This window comes from Lysinibacillus sp. NPDC093190 (genome assembly GCF_050280425.1).
Taxonomy (GTDB): Bacteria; Bacillota; Bacilli; order Bacillales_A; family Planococcaceae; genus Lysinibacillus.
On record NZ_JBNNVG010000047.1, the window covers coordinates 1 to 21,193 of the forward strand.

Annotated in this window: 19 protein-coding genes and 2 pseudogenes; 12 read left to right on the forward strand and 9 right to left on the reverse strand. The window is 34.0% G+C overall.

Annotation, left to right across the window (positions count from 1 at the left end):
• The first annotated feature begins 184 nt into the window (after positions 1-184).
• Complete coding sequence (locus ACQKOF_RS23490; protein ID WP_427562429.1) at positions 185-706, forward strand: hypothetical protein; 522 nt, start codon at positions 185-187, stop codon at positions 704-706.
• Between the two features lie 230 nt (positions 707-936).
• Here the strand turns inward: ACQKOF_RS23490 and ACQKOF_RS23495 are convergent, their stop codons facing one another.
• Positions 937-1,056, reverse strand: coding sequence for a YjcZ family sporulation protein (locus tag ACQKOF_RS23495; protein WP_370041794.1), 120 nt, complete (start codon positions 1,054-1,056; stop codon positions 937-939).
• 258 nt (positions 1,057-1,314) lie between these two features.
• Between ACQKOF_RS23495 and ACQKOF_RS23500 the strand changes: the two genes are divergently transcribed.
• A protein-coding gene (locus ACQKOF_RS23500) for an IS3 family transposase (RefSeq protein WP_427562431.1) occupies positions 1,315-2,645 on the forward strand; the annotation gives its coding sequence in 2 pieces (ribosomal slippage) (positions 1,315-1,696 and positions 1,696-2,645; 1,332 coding nt in all).
• Positions 2,646-2,841: 196 nt separating this feature from the next.
• On the opposite strand, the gene ACQKOF_RS23505 is transcribed toward ACQKOF_RS23500, so the two are convergent.
• From ACQKOF_RS23505 to ACQKOF_RS23515, 3 genes and pseudogenes are all read right to left on the reverse strand, one after another.
• Complete coding sequence (locus tag ACQKOF_RS23505) at positions 2,842-2,946, reverse strand: YjcZ family sporulation protein (protein ID WP_427562434.1); 105 nt, start codon at positions 2,944-2,946, stop codon at positions 2,842-2,844.
• Between the two features lie 304 nt (positions 2,947-3,250).
• Entirely contained in the window at positions 3,251-3,379 is a 129-nt protein-coding gene (locus tag ACQKOF_RS23510; protein WP_427562489.1) for a YjcZ family sporulation protein, read from the reverse strand.
• A gap of 685 nt (positions 3,380-4,064) precedes the next feature.
• A pseudogene (locus tag ACQKOF_RS23515) lies at positions 4,065-4,517 on the reverse strand (hypothetical protein); the annotation flags it as partial.
• Positions 4,518-5,274: 757 nt separating this feature from the next.
• Between ACQKOF_RS23515 and ACQKOF_RS23520 the strand changes: the two are divergent.
• From ACQKOF_RS23520 to ACQKOF_RS23540, 5 genes are all read left to right on the forward strand, one after another.
• Complete coding sequence (locus ACQKOF_RS23520; RefSeq protein WP_427562437.1) at positions 5,275-5,952, forward strand: response regulator transcription factor; 678 nt, start codon at positions 5,275-5,277, stop codon at positions 5,950-5,952.
• A gap of 338 nt (positions 5,953-6,290) precedes the next feature.
• Positions 6,291-7,322, forward strand: coding sequence for a siderophore ABC transporter substrate-binding protein (locus tag ACQKOF_RS23525; protein ID WP_427562439.1), 1,032 nt, complete (start codon positions 6,291-6,293; stop codon positions 7,320-7,322).
• Positions 7,323-7,341: 19 nt separating this feature from the next.
• Complete coding sequence (locus ACQKOF_RS23530; RefSeq protein ID WP_427562442.1) at positions 7,342-8,358, forward strand: ABC transporter permease; 1,017 nt, start codon at positions 7,342-7,344, stop codon at positions 8,356-8,358.
• Positions 8,355-9,419: an iron chelate uptake ABC transporter family permease subunit gene (locus tag ACQKOF_RS23535; protein WP_427562445.1), complete on the forward strand. Its 1,065-nt coding sequence runs from the start codon at positions 8,355-8,357 to the stop codon at positions 9,417-9,419. The genes ACQKOF_RS23530 and ACQKOF_RS23535 overlap by 4 nt, the downstream gene beginning before the upstream one ends.
• Entirely contained in the window at positions 9,416-10,168 is a 753-nt protein-coding gene (locus ACQKOF_RS23540; protein ID WP_427562448.1) for an ABC transporter ATP-binding protein, read from the forward strand. The genes ACQKOF_RS23535 and ACQKOF_RS23540 overlap by 4 nt, the downstream gene beginning before the upstream one ends.
• A gap of 448 nt (positions 10,169-10,616) precedes the next feature.
• Here ACQKOF_RS23540 and ACQKOF_RS23545 read toward each other — a convergent pair whose 3' ends face one another.
• From ACQKOF_RS23545 to ACQKOF_RS23560, 4 genes and pseudogenes are all read right to left on the reverse strand, one after another.
• The gene (locus tag ACQKOF_RS23545) at positions 10,617-11,249 is read right to left on the reverse strand and encodes a LysE family translocator (protein WP_427562450.1); all 633 of its coding nucleotides are present in this window, start codon (positions 11,247-11,249) and stop codon (positions 10,617-10,619) included.
• 39 nt (positions 11,250-11,288) lie between these two features.
• A complete protein-coding gene (locus tag ACQKOF_RS23550) occupies positions 11,289-11,711 on the reverse strand; it encodes a DUF2000 domain-containing protein (RefSeq protein ID WP_427562452.1) in 423 nt (140 codons plus the stop codon).
• A complete protein-coding gene (locus tag ACQKOF_RS23555; RefSeq protein WP_427562454.1) occupies positions 11,708-12,538 on the reverse strand; it encodes an AraC family ligand binding domain-containing protein in 831 nt (276 codons plus the stop codon). Before ACQKOF_RS23555 ends, ACQKOF_RS23550 begins: the two co-directional genes overlap by 4 nt.
• 719 nt (positions 12,539-13,257) lie before the next feature.
• Positions 13,258-13,466, reverse strand: a pseudogene (locus ACQKOF_RS23560) (hypothetical protein); the annotation flags it as partial.
• A 1,068-nt stretch (positions 13,467-14,534) separates the two neighbouring features.
• Here ACQKOF_RS23560 and ACQKOF_RS23565 point away from each other — a divergent pair.
• From ACQKOF_RS23565 to ACQKOF_RS23580, 4 genes are all read left to right on the forward strand, one after another.
• On the forward strand, positions 14,535-15,578 hold the full coding sequence (locus ACQKOF_RS23565) for a Fic family protein (protein WP_427562457.1): 1,044 nt from the start codon (positions 14,535-14,537) through the stop codon (positions 15,576-15,578).
• A 504-nt stretch (positions 15,579-16,082) separates the two neighbouring features.
• On the forward strand, positions 16,083-17,402 hold the full coding sequence (locus ACQKOF_RS23570) for an HBL/NHE enterotoxin family protein (RefSeq protein WP_427562459.1): 1,320 nt from the start codon (positions 16,083-16,085) through the stop codon (positions 17,400-17,402).
• 55 nt (positions 17,403-17,457) lie between these two features.
• Positions 17,458-18,690 (forward strand): HBL/NHE enterotoxin family protein, encoded by a 1,233-nt coding sequence (locus tag ACQKOF_RS23575; protein ID WP_427562462.1) that lies wholly within the window; start codon positions 17,458-17,460, stop codon positions 18,688-18,690.
• 23 nt (positions 18,691-18,713) lie between these two features.
• Entirely contained in the window at positions 18,714-19,826 is a 1,113-nt protein-coding gene (locus ACQKOF_RS23580; protein WP_427562465.1) for an HBL/NHE enterotoxin family protein, read from the forward strand.
• Between the two features lie 308 nt (positions 19,827-20,134).
• On the opposite strand, the gene ACQKOF_RS23585 is transcribed toward ACQKOF_RS23580, so the two are convergent.
• Positions 20,135-20,902, reverse strand: coding sequence for a sulfite exporter TauE/SafE family protein (locus tag ACQKOF_RS23585; RefSeq protein WP_427562468.1), 768 nt, complete (start codon positions 20,900-20,902; stop codon positions 20,135-20,137).
• A gap of 167 nt (positions 20,903-21,069) precedes the next feature.
• On the opposite strand from ACQKOF_RS23585, the gene ACQKOF_RS23590 reads away from it, so the two are divergent.
• Positions 21,070-21,192, forward strand: a complete 123-nt coding sequence (locus ACQKOF_RS23590; RefSeq protein ID WP_427562471.1) for a hypothetical protein — start codon at positions 21,070-21,072, stop codon at positions 21,190-21,192.
• Position 21,193: the final 1 nt, after the last annotated feature.

A 21,193-nucleotide genomic window follows, 5' to 3' on the forward strand; every position in this document is an offset into this window, starting at 1 on the left:
GAGGGTCACTTGGGATAGAAGTGACCCTTAGTAACAAGATTCGGAGGTGTAAGGCTAAATTAGCTTTACACTACTATTAATATGTCGTGATAGCTATATTTGTATAGTGAATTGCCTGTGAAATAAATTTAAAAATAAAAAAGCCGTAGCATCGTAACACGCTATAATAATTGGAGGTGTGCTAATGAGTAGTATCGCACAAGAACAAATAGCTGCAATAGCTGAGGTAGCCATTGCAAAGTTTAATGAACTTCAACAAGAAGAAAAAACTAAGAGATTGGATAGACGGCTTTTCAATACGAGAATATTGTTGAAAAATTATCGTCATTTAAAAGTGTACTGTAATGAAATGAAAGAGAATATGGATTTAGAAGATGGGGAGCAAGAGGAAATAATCACTCCTGATAAAGAATACCTTACATTAGAATCTATAAAAAGAAGTGAAGCTCGTACACTTGCTATGATGCGGTTCATTGATAATATGGTTAAAGTTTACGAAATGGATTGTAAACACTTGGGAGCAGAAGCGGTACGAAGATATGAAACACTAATGCATTTTTATATAAAAGATGAAAAAATGACATACGTTGAAATAGCAGATTTGCATAATGTCCATGAACGTACAGCACAAAGGGATCTGAAAGAGGCGATTCACTCGATGTCAGTACTTTTATTTGGTACAGATGGGTTGCGGTTACAGTTATAGTCGTGTCGTAAAGATGTCGTTCAAGACGTTCACTGGTACGTCAACACTACTGAGTCACATCTAACAAGGTGTGGCTTTTTTTATGCCTTGAGAAGTTGAGTGCAAAATTGAAAGAGGAAAATTTAAAAGGATCACCCGGAGGATAGTGACCCTTAGTAAAGGTTTGAAAGTGTAAGGTTAAATTAGTATTACCTTACAGTAGTTATGAGCAATATAGGCGGTATTGGGTATTAGTAACCTCTATGCATGAAAGTAGCGCCGACAATAATCAGAAGAATGAATAGAACAACGACTAAAGCGAATGGGTTTCGTTCGCGACGCTCTTCGCGAAATTCTCCGCAGTATTCCATAAAATATCCCTCCTTTCTATAATCTATAATATGTATAGTTTTCAAAAGGGATTGCGATATTTATCTTAGGATGCGTTAGAAAAATGTATAAAAATAAATATGTTAAAAATAGGTATACACTATCAAGAAAAAATAATAGATGTTAGCTAAGTCATATCCAATCTAAACTGTACCCTATAAGATAGACACTTTGAAAAAAGTCTATCCTATAGGGTACTTTTGTTTATAATTAGAAAAAAGATGTCGGAGCGGAATGAAATGACGAAAAGATTATTTACTAAAAAAGAGCAAGAACAATTAAACTGTAATCCTAATGTCCAAGCTATTAGTGATAAAGCGATTACTTATACTGAGGAATTTAAACGCCATTTTATTGCAGAAAATGAAAAAGGAAAACTCCCAAGAACGATTTTTGAAGAGGCAGGTTTAGATGTTGAACTGATTGGTTTGAAGCGCATTAGCTCAGCGGGAAAGCGTTGGCGTGCAGCTTATCGTACAACTGGAGTAGCGGGTCTACAAGATACACGGAAAACGAATTCAGGTCGTCCAATAGAACGGGAATTAAGTTTAGAAGAAAAAATTGCACGATTAGAAGCGAAAAATCGATTATTACAAGCGGAGAATGAACTTTTAAAAAAGCTCGATCTACTCGAAAGGCAGATGTTAAAGAAGAAATAACAATTGCAACAGAACTAAAATTTGATTTAATCAGTAAAACGATTCAAAAATATAAACTAAAACGTTTAGTAAGCTATCTATGTGAAATCATGGGCGTATCTCGTTCAGGTTACTATAATTATTTCACAGAAAAATCAGCACAAAAGCGTGCAGCCCAAGAGTTAGCAGATGAAACCGTCAAAGAAATCATTTTAAAAGCGTATCATTTCCGAGGACGTAGGAAAGGTGCACGCCAAATTAAAATGACGTTAGAAAATCAATATGGGATTACGTATAACTTAAAACGTATTCGCCGTATTATGAAGAAATTCGAAATTGTATGCCCAATTCGAAAAGCGAATCCGGCACGTAGAATGGCCAAAGCGACAAAAGAACATCGTACATGTTCAAATGAATTACAGCGTAACTTTAAACAAGGTGTAGCAGGAAAAGTATTATTAACAGATATCACGTATTTGACTTACGGAAACGGCAAACGTGCTTATTTATCAACGATTAAGGACGCTGAGACAAATGAAATTTTAGCGTATGAAGTATCTGCCTCATTAAGTATAGATATCGCGCTAAATACACTGCGTAAATTGAAGCAAAATCACCATCATATAACGGGAGATGCATTTATTCATTCAGATCAAGGATTCCATTATACAAATCCACAATTTCAGAAACTTGTGAAAAAAATGGGACTAGGGCAATCGATGTCACGCCGAGGAAACTGTTGGGATAACGCCCCTCAAGAATCCTTCTTCGGTCATTTTAAAGATGAAACCAATCTGAAAGCGTGCGAAACATTAGAAGAAGTAAAACGAGAAGTGAAAAGTTATATGATCTATTACAACCATTATCGAGGGCAATGGAACTTGAAAAAGCTGCCGCCTGCAAAATACAGACAGCAGCTTCAAGTTACCTAGCTTTTTTTCAAAATGTCCTTTACAAAGGGTACACTTTAGTCGGGTATGGCTTTTTATTATGCCTATAATGGTTGAGCATGACATTGAAAGAGGAAAAATATTTAAAAGGGTCACACGGAGGATAGTGACCCTTAGTAAAGATTTGAAGGTGTAGGAGTACCCTAATAATTATGAGCATTAGAGGCGGTATTGGGTATTAATAACGCATGAAAGTAGCGCCGATAATAATCAGAAGAATGAATAGAACAATAAGTAGCGCAAATGCTGAACCGCCACCCCAGCCACCATATTCCTGAGACATAATAATTTTCCTCCTTTCTATAATCTATAATCTATAATCTATAATATGAATAGTTGTCAAAAGGAATTGCGATATTTATCTATTTTACAAAAATAAAGTCTTATAAATTGAAAAAAATGTTATGACATTGAGAATACAACGAAGAATAGTCTGATAGACTTTCACTTGATTTTGAATCAATATCAGGAAGGTTAAAATGAAAAGGATCACTCTGGTAAAAGTGACCCTAAAATAAGGAGGTGTATGGCTAATTAACTTTATCCTATTATTTATTCCTATGTTGTGAACAAAAGAGGTTTTGAGATTAATACAAGAAAGTAGCGCCGACAATAATTAAAAGAATGAATAGAACAACAATTAGGACGAATGAGGAACCACCATAGCCACCGCCGTTATAACCTCCGTAACAACAATTGTTGTTGTAATTACCCATATTTCCGAAGTAACCCATGTGAATACCTCCTTTCTCTTTCTATAATATGTATAGTTATAGAAAGAGAAAGGAGGTATTCATCCTATTGAAAATTTTTTTAGAATTAGAATGGGATTGCTCCTTTTGTATAGTGAGTCGTCTTAAAAAATTTAATGATGATAGGTTAAAAATATTGTTAACTAAAGGTCATATCCAAAAGGGTATGACTTTTTATTATGCAATATGGGACAGCAACGTATAAAAAACGATGGGCGAGGTGAGAGTTTGCAAATTGGAGGGTGAACATCCAGGTTCGTTAAATGAATCATTATTAAGCATTTGGTGGGGCTGTATTGCAATTTTGGTAGTGTTATTATTCATTAAACGGATTAGCGAAAAAGGACTATAAAAGATTGTTAAGATTATTGATTTGTGAAGGATGGTACTTAAAGTAACGAGGAGCTTTAGTGAAATAAGGAGTAAAAAATAATCAAACTTTATTAAAAATCTAATACTAAATAAAAGAGATAAACTCAATTTTGATTAAAATTTTTCAGAATGGAGTGCTATTAAAAAAATTCTAATCAAGCATTACTCAATAATAGAAAGGCTTAGGAGTTGTTCCTAAGCTTTTTTGGAGGTTGTAACTGAAAGAAATGTAATGAATATAGCATTAGTTTTATGTAGTCAAAAAGATTCTTTTGTTGGCGTTCGCCACTCCAAGTGCTGGTAAGCCTGCACGTAGGGCAACAGGTAACAAAACCGCCCCTAACAGTGCCACAGCCGGTGATGGCCAAAAGAACCACGAAATAAACATCATTAACAGACCAATCGTCCAATAAGCAAGTGCAGGTGTTTTAATGATTTTTGTAAAAGGAGCAATCATGATCTCATTAATACCAGAAATCATCATAACCCGACTCATGGCAACAATAATGGAAATAATAAGAATAATCGACAACAGCTCTGTAATGGCATAAATAAAACTATTAAAAACGCCACTAATGGACGAAGTTAAATCGCCTGTAGCAACGATTGCTAGCATGAAGATGCCAAGTACACAAATGAGGGTGGTATCGCGACGTTTAACCATAAAGCCAATGATAAGGACAATAAAAACAACGTAAATCCAATGGAGAGCAGTAAATTCAACCCCCATACGTTTCTCTTCAATATTCGATCTGATTCTATAGAATATGAGGAGAAAAAAGTTGGTGATGGTTTTGAAAAATTTCGACTTAATCAGAACGACGGAAAGCGGTCGAAGTGACGGATAGAGTGGCAGAAGCGACGGAAAGCATGGTCAGAGCGACGGATAGAATAGTCGAAATGACGGAAAGAAGAGCCAAGGTGACGGATAGAGAAGCCAAAGACGTGGATAGCCCGCCAAAATCGTGGATAGAACCGCCATAGCAACGAATTATGAAACAATATATGTGGATTGTACCTTCTGCTATAGCAAGCTGGATTTTTCTAATGAATATAGAATACGATGCAATGGTCTCACTATAATAGTAGGAGCTGATAATTGAAAAAGTAATAATAAAATAAAAGAGGTGTAATATGAAAATCGTTATTTCCTGGAAAAATACTTATCGATAAAGGCGGAAGCAGACCACTTGGTACATACAGGTGGTTCTGATTTTAATTGACAATGATAATCATTGTCGATATTGTGGAAGTAGACTAGAATTCACAAGTCTAGCAAATTCGCATTCCGGCGGTTATTTGATTTATTTATGCCAGCATGAAGATGCCTAATACACAAATGAGTGTGGCGTCGTGACGTTTAACCTTTTATACATATTTATTGATCCTTATGAGTTGTAATAATAGTTTTTTAGAAATTTAAGTTTTATAAATCCGATAATCTTTTGATAAATTATTTTATGTAATGAAGTAGAGGTGAACCATAGGTGAAGCAGGTGTTGGTAATTAAGAATGAACGGTCATTAGCAAAGAAAATCGGAAGCGGTTTAAAGCAAGAAGGCTATTTCATATTAACACTTCACAATGAAAACAAAGGTTTAAATATAGTATATGAGCAAGATTGGGATCTTATCATATTGGATTGGGATTCGTTAAGTATGTCTGGACCGGAAATTTGCAGACAAATAAGGGCCGTTAAAACGACCCCAATAATCATTGTGACCGACAATGTGTCCAGCAAGGACTGCATAGCAGGATTACAAGCAGGAGCAGATGATTATATAAGAAAACCATTTGTGAAAGAAGAATTAGTAGCAAGGATAAAAGTTATTTTAAGAAGAGGGGACGGTTTCCAGCCAATCGAGACTGATTACTTTCGGTTTAAAGATCTCTTCGTGGATGCAACCCGCAATATTGTGACAAAAGGTGGCGAAAATCTCCCGCTTACTAAGCGCGAGTATGACCTACTTGTATTTTTAATCAAGAATAAAAATACAATATTGAGCCGAGAAATGCTTTTGAACCAGGTTTGGGGTTATGACGTAGCAGTAAATCCAAATGTAGTGGATTTATATATTGGGTATCTAAGAAAAAAGCTAAAGTGCGCGAAGAAAGACAGGTATATTCAAACAATCCATGGCAGGGGCTATTCAATGATTGAATAGTAAAAATAAGATAATAGGTAAAGTACAGTTTGTCACAGTAATCAATATTAAACATAATCGAAAAAACACGAGTAAAAACAGTTTCAACCAGTTTTGCTCGTTTTTTTGTTCTATTAACTTCACGTATTACTTTTTTGTAGCCAATCTATGCTTGAAAGCAACTTTATTTATCAACTTACATCATTCACAAGATTTTCACAGAATTAAAAACTATACTAATTCACAGAACAAACAAATGAAAATGATTATCAATAGCAATTGGGGTGGTTGGCAATTACTATCCAATTCAATCTATAGACTTCATCGTTTTCAAAATAAATTATATAAGGAGTTTATGTATGAAGAAATCTATGTTTTTAAAATTAGTTGGAATTATGGCAGTTTTGACTTTGATGTTAGCAGCTTGCTCAAATAATAAAACTAATGAAGAGTCAAAGTCTAATGAAGATAGTGGAAGCGAAGAGGTTGCTAAGCCTACGACAGTTGAAATCACTGATGCTCATGGAACTGTTACTGTTCCTGTAAATCCAAAGAATGTAGTTGCTTTGGATAATAGAACTTTTGAAACTTTAGCTGATTGGAAAATTGACTTAGTAGCTGTTCCAAAGGATGTAATGCCTGCGGATTCACCATATGTAAAGGACGATTCAGTTCAAAATATTGGAAATCACCGCGAACCAAATCTTGAAATTATTGCAGCTGCAAACCCTGAACTTGTAATCATCGGTCAAAGATTTGCTGGCTATTACGAAGATATCAAAAAATTAGTACCAAATGCAGTTGTTATTGATCTTAATGTAGATGTTTCTGAGGAAGCTGCTACGCCTGGGGAAAACTTAGTAAATGGACTTAAAAATTCTACAATTGCTTTAGGGAAAATTTTCGATAAAAATGAAGAAGCTAAACAAGTGGTAGCTGATTTTGACAAAGTTATCGAAAATGCTAAATCTGCTTATAATGGAACAGATAAAGTTATGAGTGTTATCGTTGGTGGTGGAGATATTGGTTTTTCAGCTCCTCATTCTGGACGTGTTTGGGGACCAATGTATGAAATTTTCGGTTGGGCTCCAGCATTAGAAGTTGCCGATTCTACTTCAGATCATAAAGGTGATGAAGTTTCTGTTGAAGCTATTGCACAAAGTAATCCTGATTGGCTTTTCGTATTAGATCGTGATGCTGCAATATCTGGTGAAAAAGATTCAGTTCCTGCTCAAGATGTTATTGCTAACGCTCCTGCTCTTCAAAAAACAACTGCTGTTTCTAAAAAACATATTGTTTATGCACCAGCAGATACTTACACAAATGAATCAATTCAGACTTATATAGAGTTGTTTGAAAACCTTGCAAATACTTTAGCTAAAGCTAAGTAGTGTAAAGGAGTATAAAATAGTGCTGAAAAATGTAACTTCTAGGGTTGAGATAAGTTCTCAACCCCAGTTTTATAACTACAATAAGATATGGACAAAACCTTTTATATTAGCGATTATAGTTGTTATTATTTTAGGCATTATATCACTGTTTACTGGAGTTTATGATATACGTGGACAAGAGGATGGAATGGAGATGTTTTTCATAACTCGTGTTCCGAGAACAGTTGCATTAATGCTTACTGGAGCTGCAATGTCAATGGCAGGACTCGTAATGCAACTGATTACACAGAATCGTTTTGTTGAACCTACTACAACAGGGACTATTGAATGGTCAGGTTTAGGGCTGCTTCTTGTTTATTTATTATTTCCTGCCCCGACTTTAGTTCTAAGAATGACTGGTGCAATCATTTTTTCTTTTATAGGAACTATGATTTTCTTTTTATTTTTAAGAAGAGTTAAACTTCGTTCGTCTTTAATTGTCCCAATTATTGGATTGATGCTTGGAGCGGTCATTTCTGCAGTGTCCACTTTTATGGGACTCCTTTTTCAAATGACGCAAAGTATTGAAACTTGGTTTGTAGGTTCTTTTGCGGCCGTTCAGGTGGGAAGGTATGAATATTTATGGCTAATTGTTATCGTTACTTTGCTTATTTTTCTTTATGCTAATAGATTGACTTTAGCTGGACTAGGAGAAGATGTCGCAACAAGCCTTGGCGTTAATTACAATAGGATTGTTCTTTTGGGGACTGCCCTTATTTCTATTGCAGTTGGAATTGTTGCAGCTGTTATTGGAAACTTACCTTTCTTGGGTTTAATTGTCCCAAACATTGTTTCAATGTTTAGAGGCGATGATCTTAGGAGTAATTTACCTTGGGTATGTGTGATAGGAATAGGGACTATAACTGCCTGTGACATAATTTCTCGAACAATTATAATGCCTTTTGAAGTACCTGTTTCTTTAATACTTGGAACAGTGGGGTCAGTCGTGTTTATTACTATTTTATTGAGACAAAGAAAACCAGGGAGGCTACGATGAGCACATTGGAATATAGAAATAAAGAAAATGTCGAAATCGATTCTAGCCTTCATAATGAAAATAGATCAGCTAGGGCTTTTCGTTCTAAGAAGGAAGAAAGGCGTTATTGGATATTGCTGATAACATTGATTGCTTTGGGCATCCTTGCCTCATATGGACTTTTAGTTTATAACAATCCAGTTCCAGTAGATTCACCTTCTTTTATCCCAGTTGTTAAGAGAAGGATCGTAGCTCTTGTTGCAATGATTATTGCTGCAGTTTGCCAGAGCTTGTCGACTGTTGCTTTCCAATCAATTACGAATAATAGGATTATAACCCCTTCGCTTTTAGGTTTCGAATCACTTTACTCAACAATTCATACTAGTACAATATTTTTCTTTGGTGCTAGTGCATTGATAAATTTTAGTGGAATTGGATCATTTTTATTTCAAGTTGTAGTTATGGTCTTGATGAGTTTGATACTTTATGGATGGTTACTTTCTGGTAAATACGGGAATTTACAACTTATGCTTTTAGTTGGAATTATTATGGGCACTGGGTTAAATTCTGTGTCAACTTTCATGAGAAGACTACTTGCGCCTTCTGAATTTGATATTTTACAGGCAAGATTGTTTGGTTCTGTTAATAATGCAGATTCTGCATATTTTCCTATCGTAATTCCTATGGTAATAATTGTAGCATTATTACTTCTTGCTCATTCTAAGAATCTAAATATATTGTCACTAGGAAAGGATGTTGCTACTTCTTTTGGAGTTAAATATCAATCTAGTGTAATTTATACGCTTGTCTTAGTTGCTATTTTGATGTCAATTTCAACAGCTTTGATTGGACCACTTACTTTCTATGGCTTTTTAGTAGCAACTTTGAGCTATCAGGCGGCGTCAACTTATGATCATAGATATATTTTTCCAATGGCTCTTGCTATAGGATTTTTGATAATAACGAGTGCATACTTTTTGATGTATCATGTATTCCATGCTCAAGGTGTAGTTTCGGTTATTATCGAATTATTTGGTGGAATAATATTTTTAACTGTAGTTTTAAGGAAGAGGGCTTTATGATAAAAATTGAAAATGTTAAAAAGTTCTATACTGATAAGGTAAAAATAGGACCTTTGAATATTGAAATACCAAAAGCGGGTTTTACTTCTTTAATTGGTCCAAATGGTGCTGGAAAGTCTACGACACTTTTGATGATTGGAAGACTTTTGAATATGGAGGAAGGTCAAATTCAAGTGGCGGATATGGATATTTCTGGATCTAAATCAAAAGACTTAGCAAAAATTTTGACTATATTGCGACAAGAAAATCATTTCGTAACTAGGCTTACTATTAGACAACTAGTTGGATTTGGACGATTTCCTTATTCAAAGGGAAGATTAACGAAAGAAGATGAGGCTATTATTTCTAAATATATCGATTTTTTAGACTTGACTGATTTAGAAGATCGATATTTAGATGAGCTTTCAGGTGGTCAAAGACAAAGGGCATATGTAGCAATGGTTTTATGCCAAGAGACTGAATATGTACTTTTGGACGAGCCTCTGAACAACCTTGATGTTGCTCGTTCTGTTCAAATGATGGAGCATTTGAGACGTGCGGCTAATGAATTTGGAAGAACAATTCTGACTGTTATGCATGATATAAATTTTGCAGCCAAATATTCTGATAGAATTTGTGCTATGAAAGATGGACAAATTGCCGCTTTTGGAACAGTAGAAGAGGTTATGGACTCGAAAATTTTGACAGATATTTTTGAAACAAAAATAGAAATTATCGAAGGTCCTTATGGGCCAATCGCTGTTTATTAGTTACATTAGTTACAAAATAAAAAAAGAGAAACATCTCAAAAAATGAGTATGTCAAAAAACTAATAGAAAATTAAATTATTTACTGTAGCTTGCACAGATCATAACAACTACTCTATTTGAAGTTGCTGTCTGTATTTTTCAGGCGGCAGCTTTTCAAATGCCATTGCTCACGATAATGAATTGAAGTATGTCATAACGAGAAATTTAGTGATCTTAATGACCGTGGACAAGGAATACTCAATCTATTTGATACAAAGGAATTCTTTTTCATGGGTTCATAGTTTGCAATGCCAAACATGTTATCTTCTTTTTTCTGTAATAAAAAACATTTTTAGTATAGCTCAAGTCTAATGTAAGCTTAACGCCAGTAAGTCACAATAGGTAGAAGGGAATTAATATGTTTAGCACCGCCAGCGTATGACGGTGCTAAAAGTAATCCTTGAACACGCTAAAGGGCTGTTTTTACGCCAAATCCAATTAACATTATGCCAGTAGACTTTTGGAAGAGTGTTTGGAACTTAGGTTTATTCAACCACTTCTTCAGATGATCTATTAGATAAACCAAAATCATAAACCATCCCACGGCTACTAAAGTGAGTATTAAACCTAAAACGATCAATTGTTGATTTGTATTTCCATTAAGATTAATGAATTGTGGCATAAACGTTATATAGACCAAAATCGTCTTTGGGTTAAGAATATTACTAATGGCTCCTTGTAAATAGTATTCTTTATGATGATAGTGCACTGATTTGTCATTTGAATGCTGGCTTCCTACTTGAACAGCTTCCAATGAAAGTGTACTTTTCGTAAAAAATGTTTTTACACCTAAGTAAAGTAAATAGGCAGCTCCCATATACTTGATGGCATTGAAAAGAAGCAGGGACTGGGCAATGACAACTGACAAACCGAAAACGGCAATAATGGTCCAAAAAGTAAGACCTGTCGCCATGCCGAATATCGTATAACGCCCGGCTTTTGCTCCGTGGCTAAGCGTATTTTTCATGATAAGTACCGTATCTGTACCGGGCAACATAGACATCATAATGGCCATTAAGACATATGCTAGTAAGTTTTCCATCTTACTCCTCCTCGTTTTATTATAAATTCTGTACCCCGCTTACCTCAAAAGAGGGAAACTACCAGTTAAACTATTTACTTTTTTCTTTTCGCCATAGATGCCAAGACCAAAGTATTTGTAGTCGGATTTTGATATTGCTTGCAGTTTATTTATGTATTCTTCATACGATTTACAGCCCTGTGCTGTATCAGAAAAATCTACGACAAGCATATCAGAAAATGGTTCTGACATAGTTTTATCTCTTAGTTCGTGGAGTAGGGAAGTGCTCCCCTTTAAGATTGGAATTGGCGTTTTCACAATTCCTAAATGTTCAATACCTGAACCGTCTGAGACAGTGCCACCAACTAACTCGGGAGCATACGTTCCAAGGGTTACGCCCAAGATAGCTGCTGTGTTGGCGATCAGACCTAGAGGTAATTTCTCATCAATGACAAGCACGCATTTTGTTTTAAGATTACTCATCGTGTTTCTCCTTCAATTTCGAAAATTCTCATATACTGTTTTGGTGTTAACCCAACCTGTCTTTTAAAGAATTTAGTAAAATGACTTTGATCACTAAATCCTGTAAAGAAAGTTACTTCGATGGGCTTTATACCTTGTTCCAACAACTCTTTGGCATGATTTACTCGAATTGTTTCCAAGTAGCTGTTAGGGGAGATGCCCATTTTTTTTGTGAAAGTTCTTAGTAAGTGATATTTGCTCCATCCTGATATGGCACTTAAATCATTAAGCGTAATCGTCTTCGTGTAATTTTCCTCCAAATAACTACACACTGTTTTAATTTCATATGTGCTTTCAGAAGCTGGTGGATGGGTTGTAAGGTCAGAATATGTCTGAATAAGCTCTTCCAATAAGTACAAAAATAGCTCTTCCTTCTGAAGCTCACTCTCATCCTGCGAGATTTTTAAATGGAGCTCTCTTAAATTGTCTACAAGTTCGCTATGATATAGAACATTTTGGTTGAAACATGGCAGGCATTCGTTGCCATTGATTTCTAAAACCATCTTTTTCATGATTTCTGGTGTTACATTAATGCACCGATAATCTAGTGTTTTGCCATCTATCTGTTCGCAACTGTGCGTGTCATAAGGGTTAAATAATAATAAATCACCTGGATTAATTATGTATTCTTCACCTTTACAAATTAGAGAACGTTGACCTTCTTCAATAAATCCAATCACGTAATATTCATGGAAATGAGAAGGAAACTTTTGCATGATTCCTTTAAATCGATAAGCTTCGATGTTTAGCTCAGAATCAAGATAAACCGTTCGAATTTCATTTAACATTCCGATCGCCCCCTCGTAATGACAATTTTAGAATATCATTTATGATAAAGCTTTTCTTGTATGATATTGCGCTTATGCTCCTTTGATTTGTCCCGTATCTTTAAGGCCATTTTATGAAGCAAGCTACCCAAAGTAAAACCGGCTCTATTCTATTTGAGCGAAAATTTTGATAACAGGTGAATCGGAAAATGAGTGGTCTGATTCCTTATGGTAGGGATGTCTGCATATAAATCATGGTAGTATATTTTAACGATCACCTGGAGTGGATGATAAAAAAGACGGAAACACAAGATGATGATTTTTTTCTGAATTTTGGTATGGATAGAGACAATTACAAGGATATAATTGTTGATTACATTACAGTTGATAACAATGTATTTGAATATATTTTTGATTCACTTACATGGATTCCATGTATGAACCCTGCTTTTCTAGTAAATCCCAAACAAGTAGGGAACATTCGGCTTCTTCCCTTATTTCTATTTTTACTGCTTGGAGAGATTTATTTAAGAATGGTCCAAGTGTAATCCAAAAACTTATTTATTACCATGAATACTCCGATGATGAATTATTGAGTTTTGATAGAGATGACACTATAGAAAAATTTGAAAAAATTATTTATATATCTAAACAATTGTCTGATAGTAAGTACTACTTATATCATTGCGGTATATGAAAACAAAAAACAACTCAAGTTGCAATTTATCTTTGTGCAGGTAAATAATAAGAATGGTCGACAATAGCTCGGTAATAGCATAAATAAAACTGTTAAAAACACCACTAATAGACGAAGTTATATCACCTGTAGCAACGATTGCTAGCATGAAGATGCCTTGTACACAAATGAGGATGGTATCGCGACGTTTAACCATAAAGCCAATGATAAGGACAATAAAAACAACGGGAGAGCCGTCAATTCAATCCCCATACTTTTCCCCCTCAACATTCGGTCTGATTTTAGAATATGAAGAGAAAAAAAGTTGGTGATGGGATATTTTTAAAGAAATAGTCATTGAGACAGAAAAAATATATTTTGAAGTGAGGCTGGGACAAAAGTGTTTCAGCCAACAAAAATACCGAACTATCCAATGAAACGCTCATGAAGTGTTTCAAAATAGTTCGGTTTTTCTATTTATCGTGTTTTGTTAATTTAGAGATTATTCGGCTTTATGAAGGAACCGTTTAGTTATGTCCCAGCCTCTTTTATTTTTTAAATAAAAAATTTCAAAGGCTCTAGCTAAGGTGTTATTCAATCCATTTTCTAATATCTAGTATTGGAATGAAGCAATACTCCAGAATAATTTATTTAAAAAATGGAGTAGACAGTCATTGTAGTGAATGCTCTGGAATTTGGTTTGAATGGCAAAATCGAGCAGTGGAGAGAGAAATGGAAAAATAGAATGAGTATAATAAAGGGCTCGTTAATTTAACTTATTTCAGCGGGTGTTCAAACATCCGCTGAAATAGAGGGATTCAGTCTAAGAACGCCACGTTCTGTGGCAATTTATCTACAAAAACATCTGGCTGCTGCCGCTTCGCTTTCGCACAAAAAACACTTGTCGGCTCTTATGCTGGCCTAAGCACAAAGCCAATTCCGGAAACAATTATGCCGATGCATAATTGTTTTGTTTCGAATATTGGTGGAAATAAATTTTTGTTTATGTTCATTTACTAAACGTATTATAACTATAAGAAAATTACATTTAAAAAATGTCACAAAAAAATAATATAAAAATCAGTACATTTTAATGATAATATTCCGATATTTAATAATGTCTAACGTCTAACTTCTATATACGATACATCCTTTGGAATAAATAAATGATTTCAAAGTGTAGTAACTTTATACAAAAATTTGAATAATAAATTAATCCTCTTTTAGAAAGTAAAAGCTCTATTAAACCGGATGTTATTCGAATAACATTAGGAATTCCTAAGAAAATAAAAAAAAAATTATTGTAATAGAGCATTAAGAGATAGTAACAGGAGGAACAAAATGAGAAATTTTTTCGAAGATCCGTATATGAATATTGAGCAACAACTAATAAACTTAGTCAGTGAAATTAGTGAGTATAAAGGAATGTTGACCGCTTATAAAGAGCAAAGACCTGATATATTCACTAGCCTTGAAAAAGCTATACCTCTACAATACATAAAAAACTATATTTCAGTTTATGAGGATATAAAAGTTTCAAATAAGAGATTAAAAGAACTTATTTTAGATGATATGATACCCCAATCCATTTCGGAAGATGCGATATTTTGTTTTCATGAAACTTTGACTCTTGTACATAAAAAGTCTTGTACTTTTTCTATCAGTCCAGATACTATACAAGAATTGCATTTTCAATTAATACATTATAATACCTCTGATGGTGCAAAATGGCGCCAAAAGCCATTCTCTATCCCAGGACTTCCTGAAAAAGGGATGCATACGATTTGTTATCGTCCTCTTCCACCTGAAAATATTCCGCGAGCTGTTGAACAATTATGCAACCAGTACAATTTATTATACCGTAAAAAAGAGTTACCTACACTTATATTGATAGCACGTTTTATATTGAATCTTTATTGCATAGTCCCTTTTAGTCAAGGCAATGGTAGATTAACGCTTATGTTCATGCAATTACTATTAGTAAAAAGCGGACATACATTTGTAAAATATGTTTGTTTAGATGAATATATAAAAAAAAGAGAATCAGAATACTATGAAGCCATATATAAATCATCGGTTAATTGGTACTGTAATGGGCATAATATTAGCTTCTGGTTAAAAGAGTTCTTAATTATTATGTTAGAGGCTTATAAGGATCTACATAGCAGAGTACTGGATTCTATATGTAAACATACTAAGGTAGAGCGGATTCAGAATTTTATTCATAATCAAAAACAATCTTTTACAAAAGAATGCATTCGAAGTATTTATCCAGATATAGCTGAAAGTACAATTAGTAAAGCTTTAACTGATTTGCAAATATTAGGTGAAATCAAGCTTATTTCAAAAGGGAGAAATGCGCGCTGGATGAAAGTCCAATCTTAATCTACACCTTTTCAAGTCCTGGCTGATCATTTTCTACTAACAAATCAAAAATCTACTCTAAGAACCAATTGCAATTTTTAATCGGCAATTGGTTTTTTAGTTTTCTATCTAAATAAGGAATAGAAAGTTTTCTGTTAATAAAATATACCAACAAAAGTATTCATTGCGCCTTTCTATCCTAATAAAACACGTCCTTTCTAAAATAACCAATATGTCTAAATTTTGAAGATTTATTTTCTTTTCCTTTGGCAAAAATATGTCAATATTGCAACTTCAATCTGCTGATTTCCATCATATTATGACACTTTCATTTTAATTTTGCTCATATTAATCTATTTTAAAATCAAAATTACAGTGAAATAAACTATTTTGCACATAAAATAGATTAATTTCACTACAATTTGCTAAAAGATGTGACTATACCTAAAATTTACATTACAGGAAAGTGTAGATTATTCTAGCAAGGCTCTTTCCTAAAACTATAAGTATAAGGAGGTAAATAAAATGAAAAAGAAAATAATTACAGGATTAATGATGACGTCTATTTTTACTACGGGGGCTATTCCTTTACATACTTTTACAACGCCTATAGTTCAAGCGGAAATTCAAGAAGAGAACATGGCTATTTCCTCATCTTTAAGAAAATTAGGTGCACAGTCTAAATTGATTCAAATGTATATAGATCAGGCTTTAATAAGCCCTAATGTACAGCTAGAGGAAGTACCAGCTTTAAACACAGAGCAATTTCTAATAAAACAGGATATGAAAGAATGGTCTTCGGAACATTATCCAAAGTTAATGCTAATAAATTCGAAAAGTAAAGGGTTTGCCACTAAATTTAATAACTATTATCCAACATTAAAAGGATATATAGATAAAAAGGAAGATAAAGAAGGTTTTTTGGATAGATTAGAAGTCCTTCAAGAAATGGCAATGACTAATCAAGAAAACGTGCAACTTCAGATTAATGAATTAACAGATCTTAAATTACAGCTTGATAAAAAACTTAAAGATCTCGATACTGATGTGACAAAAGCTCAGGGAGTACTAAGTTTAGAGGGAACAGGGAAGATAGACAAACTAAAAGACGAATTACTAGCCACTAAAAAATTAATTCAAAATGATTTACAGCAAATAGCATTTCTACCAGGGGCTTTAAATGTACAAGGACTTAAAATATTCCAAGAGATTTATAGTCTTACAAAAGATATTATCGAACCAGCTGCTCAAACAGCAGCGGCAGCGTATAACAAAGGAAAAGAAATTAATAAATCTATTTTAGAAGCAGAGGAAAAAGCGGAGCAAGAAGCAAAAGAAAAGGGTAAATCTGCATTAGAGATTGAAGCTGCCAAAAAAGAAGCTCGTGAAGCAATTGAGGAAAATAAAAAAGGTGAAATTGCTGCAGCTGCAGCTACAAAAGCGAAAGAGTATGACCTTATGAAAGCAATTGACCCAGAAAGAATCAAAAAAACATATAGTACCTTCGCTGAAGTAAATAATTTAAAGGCAGAACAACGGGCACATTTAGATGATTTAGAGCAGCAAAATCAAAAATTATATGATCTGACAACGAAACTAACGATAGCAGATTTACAAAAATCAATGCTTCTTCTTATGCAACATGATTTACATACTTTTGCTAGCCAAGTAGATGTAGAACTTGACCTATTGAAACGCTATAAAGAAGATTTGAGTTTAATAAAAAATAGTATCACTAAATTAAGTGCTGATGCTGATACTACTGACAATACGACTCAAAAAGATACATTAAGACGATTAAAAAATGTAATAAGTCAACTAGAGGAACAAGCTGAGAAATTTTAACATTCAAAAAAATGAAATCACAAAAAAACTGTCGAAGTTTGGGAGGAGATTGGATATGAAGAAATTACCATTTAAAGTATTAACAGTGGCAACTTTGGCAACGGTTATAACCGCAACTAACAGTAACACTATTCATGCACTTGCGCAAGAACAGATCACTCAGGAACAGAAAATAGGAAATTATTATGCATTAGGACCAGAAGGGCTGAAAAAAGCGTTAGCTGAAACAGGATCTCATATTCTTGTAATGGATTTGTACGCAAAAACAATGATTAAACAGCCGAATGTAAATCTATCCAATATAGATTTAGGGTCAGAAGGGGGAGAATTAATCAAAAATATTCACCTTAATCAGGAACTGTCTCGAATTCATGCGAATTATTGGTTAGATACGGCGAAGCCAAAAATTCAAAAGACAGCACGTAATATTGTAAACTATGATGAACAATTTAATAACTATTACGACACATTAATAGACACTGTACAAAAGAAAGATAAAGAAGGCTTAAAAGAAGGTATAGGTGATTTAATCAGTACAATTAATACAAATTCAAAAGAAGTTACAGAAGTAATTAAAATGTTAGAAGCCTTCAAAACAAAACTGTATACAAATACTATAGATTTTAAAAATAATATTGGTGGTCCAGATGGGAAAGGTGGATTAACGGCAATATTAGCGGGAAAACAAGCATTGATTCCACAACTTCAAGCTGAAATTGAAAATCTACGCTCCACTCAAAAGGCACATTTTGACGACGTATTAGCATGGTCAATTGGTGGTGGATTGGGAGCAGCTGTTTTAGTTATTGGAACTATTGCAGGAGGGGTCGTCATTGTTGTGACTGGCGGAACAGCGACACCGGCTGTTGTAGGCGGCCTTGCGGTTCTAGGTTCAGCTGGTATTGGTTTAGGAACAGCAGCTGGTATTACGGCATCTAATCATATGAACTCCTATAACGAAATTTCTAATAAAATCGGAGAATTAACGATGAAAGCCGATTCTGCTAATCAGGCAGTTATTGCACTTACTAACGCCAAAGACACTTTGGCATATCTGTATCAAACAGTGGATCAAGCGATAATGTCTCTGACGAATATTCAGCAACAATGGAATACAATGGGGGCAAATTATAAAGATTTATATGATAATATCGATCAAATGCAAGAACATAAGCTCTCTTTAATACCTGATGATTTAAAAGCTGCTAAACAGAGTTGGAATGACATTCATCAAGATGCAGAATTTATTGCAAAAGACATTGCCTTTAAACAAGAAGAAAAGAATTGAAATAAAGATAGGAGGAATATAAAATGAAAAAAAAATCTCTTTACAAAGTACTCGCTGTATCGACGCTTTTAACCTTGACAACAACTTCTGTAATCTCTCCAGTAGCAGCATTTGCAGAGACAAGTAAGATTGAGCAAACTAACACTAGTGATACGTCTCTTTCAGCAAATGAAGCGAAGATGAGAGAAACTTTGCAAAAGGCGGGGCTTTTTGCAAAATCTATGAATGCCTATTCTTATATGTTAATAAAGAATCCAGATGTCAACTTTGAAGGAATTAATATTAAGGGCTATCCAGATTTACCTGGTAAAATTGTACAAGATCAAAAGGATGCAAGAGCACATGCCCTTACATGGGATACAAAAGTAAAAAAACAGCTGATAGATACATTGACAGGTATTATTGAATACGATACAAAATTCGAAAATTATTATGACATAATTGTAGAGGCCATTAATACAGGAGATGGAGAGACGTTAATAGAAGGAATAACAGATTTACGAGAAGAAATTCAACAAAATCAAAAGTATGCACAACAATTAATAGAAGAATTAACTAAATTAAGAGATGCTATTGGACAAGATGTAAGAGCGTTCGGCAGTAACAAAGATCTTTTACAGTCGATTTTAAAAAACCAAGGGGTTGCAGTTGAGGATGATCAAAAGCGACTAAATGAAATTTTAGAATCAGTAAACTATTATAAAAAATTAGAGTCTGATGGAATAATAACAGTATCTGTGCCCTCTATACCTACGTGGATTGCTGGTGGTATTATGTTAGGGATAGCAAGGGATCAATTAGGTCAATTAGAACCGTTATTAGCACAATTAAATCAGACAGTTGATTATAAAACAACATTAAATCGTGTAGTTGGAATTGCACATAGTAATATTAGTGAGATGTACAATGCACTCGATGATGCTATTAATGCTCTTACTTTTATGTCTGCACAATGGAATGATTTAGACTCTCAATATTCAGGAGTACTAAGACATATCGAGAATGCATCTGAAAAAGCGGAACAAAATAAATTCAAATTTTTACTACCTAATTTGAAATCAGCTAAAGACAGCTGGAGAACATTAAAAGTAGATGCAGACACATTAAAAGCAGGGATAAAAGAGTTAAAAATATAGCCTGTTTTCAATATATATTACTATAATAGAAAAGTAGATTTGGGGAATATTTCATTTTCCAAATCTGCTTTTTTATTTCAGTTTTTTAGACTGCTTTCTTGTAATTAGAACACTTTAACTAGTGTAGTGCTTACATGTCTAACATAGACCCGTAACGTGGTACAGAAATATTTTTATGGAAAATTCGTTCAGGTCAGACAGTTATTTTCTTTCATCATAACTAACGGCACAACCTTTTTTGAGTAACAACCAAATAACTCTGTGTCTTTACTTGTAATAGCCAAAGAAAGTATATTAGCCAATTAGTGTTATATCAATAAATCCGATACGACCTGAACAATTAGCAAGAAAAAAATAATGGGTAATAAAATTTGAATCCATTTTGTTTTGATATAAGGAATTATCTTTAAACCTAAGAACGAGCCAACGATAGAGCCAATTGAAACAGGGATAGCGATTCCCCAATTAACAATGCCTGTAAAGTAGTAAAAGAGAAATGCACCTGTACAACTTGAAAACGTAATAATTCTTGTTAACTCAACTGCTTTTATATAGGTATATTGCTTTTTAAGATGATAGGTTACATTCATTAGAGCTGAGCCAGGTCCAAAACCACCGTCATATATTGAAATTGCAAACGGAATGAGTTTATTAATTGGCTGTTCCTCTGTTTCTTTTATATCCTTTACCATAAATTTATTACTGCAAAGTACAATGAAAAATGCGAAAATTAAGAATATACAAGCTACAACATTCATGACTTGCTCCGTTAATCGAGTAGCTAAAAATGCGCCAAATAAACCTCCCAAACTAGATATCATAATTAAAGATGTGAATTTTTTTAACGATAAATGTCCTTTAATTATAAATGATACGACATTTGATAGAGCTGAAATTCCTGTCGCGAATTTATTAACAGCTACGGTTGTATGAATCGGAATGCCAATAAGTAACATTGCAGGTAACAAAACGAAGCCTGCAGCGCCGAAAAGAACACCAATGACTGCTGCGAGTAAGCCAATTGTAAATAAAATAAATCCATTTACTGATAACCATTCATGTAGTAAAATTTCCATCAAATCACCTCTACACCTAAATTACTGCTAAACTATACATAAAACAAATATATAATAATTGCTTATCCATAAATTTAATTTATCCTTCATTCAGTGGGTGTTCTAACACCCACTGAATGAAGATAAAGCCTCTGCGGATGTCACGGATTTTGAAAGGAATGAATTGTGTGGGCACAATTCAAAATACGGACGCATTGTTTATCTGTGCGAAAGCGCAGCGACAGCAACAAATGTTTTCTGTAGCGAAAGCAAAGCGACAGCTACAATTACGCCAAGGCGAAATTGATTGAT

Coding starts and splice junctions, on each gene's coding strand:
- ACQKOF_RS23490 (WP_427562429.1), top strand. CDS start 185: ATGAGTAGTATCGCACAAGAACAAATAGCTGCAATAGCTGAGGTAGCC.
- ACQKOF_RS23565 (WP_427562457.1), top strand. CDS start 14,535: ATGAGAAATTTTTTCGAAGATCCGTATATGAATATTGAGCAACAACTA.
- ACQKOF_RS23540 (WP_427562448.1), top strand. CDS start 9,416: ATGATAAAAATTGAAAATGTTAAAAAGTTCTATACTGATAAGGTAAAA.
- ACQKOF_RS23525 (WP_427562439.1), top strand. CDS start 6,291: ATGAAGAAATCTATGTTTTTAAAATTAGTTGGAATTATGGCAGTTTTG.
- ACQKOF_RS23570 (WP_427562459.1), top strand. CDS start 16,083: ATGAAAAAGAAAATAATTACAGGATTAATGATGACGTCTATTTTTACT.
- ACQKOF_RS23585 (WP_427562468.1), bottom strand. CDS start 20,902: ATGGAAATTTTACTACATGAATGGTTATCAGTAAATGGATTTATTTTA.
- ACQKOF_RS23535 (WP_427562445.1), top strand. CDS start 8,355: ATGAGCACATTGGAATATAGAAATAAAGAAAATGTCGAAATCGATTCT.
- ACQKOF_RS23545 (WP_427562450.1), bottom strand. CDS start 11,249: ATGGAAAACTTACTAGCATATGTCTTAATGGCCATTATGATGTCTATG.
- ACQKOF_RS23555 (WP_427562454.1), bottom strand. CDS start 12,538: ATGTTAAATGAAATTCGAACGGTTTATCTTGATTCTGAGCTAAACATC.
- ACQKOF_RS23580 (WP_427562465.1), top strand. CDS start 18,714: ATGAAAAAAAAATCTCTTTACAAAGTACTCGCTGTATCGACGCTTTTA.
- ACQKOF_RS23495 (WP_370041794.1), bottom strand. CDS start 1,056: ATGGAATACTGCGGAGAATTTCGCGAAGAGCGTCGCGAACGAAACCCA.
- ACQKOF_RS23550 (WP_427562452.1), bottom strand. CDS start 11,711: ATGAGTAATCTTAAAACAAAATGCGTGCTTGTCATTGATGAGAAATTA.
- ACQKOF_RS23505 (WP_427562434.1), bottom strand. CDS start 2,946: ATGTCTCAGGAATATGGTGGCTGGGGTGGCGGTTCAGCATTTGCGCTA.
- ACQKOF_RS23510 (WP_427562489.1), bottom strand. CDS start 3,379: ATGGGTAATTACAACAACAATTGTTGTTACGGAGGTTATAACGGCGGT.
- ACQKOF_RS23575 (WP_427562462.1), top strand. CDS start 17,458: ATGAAGAAATTACCATTTAAAGTATTAACAGTGGCAACTTTGGCAACG.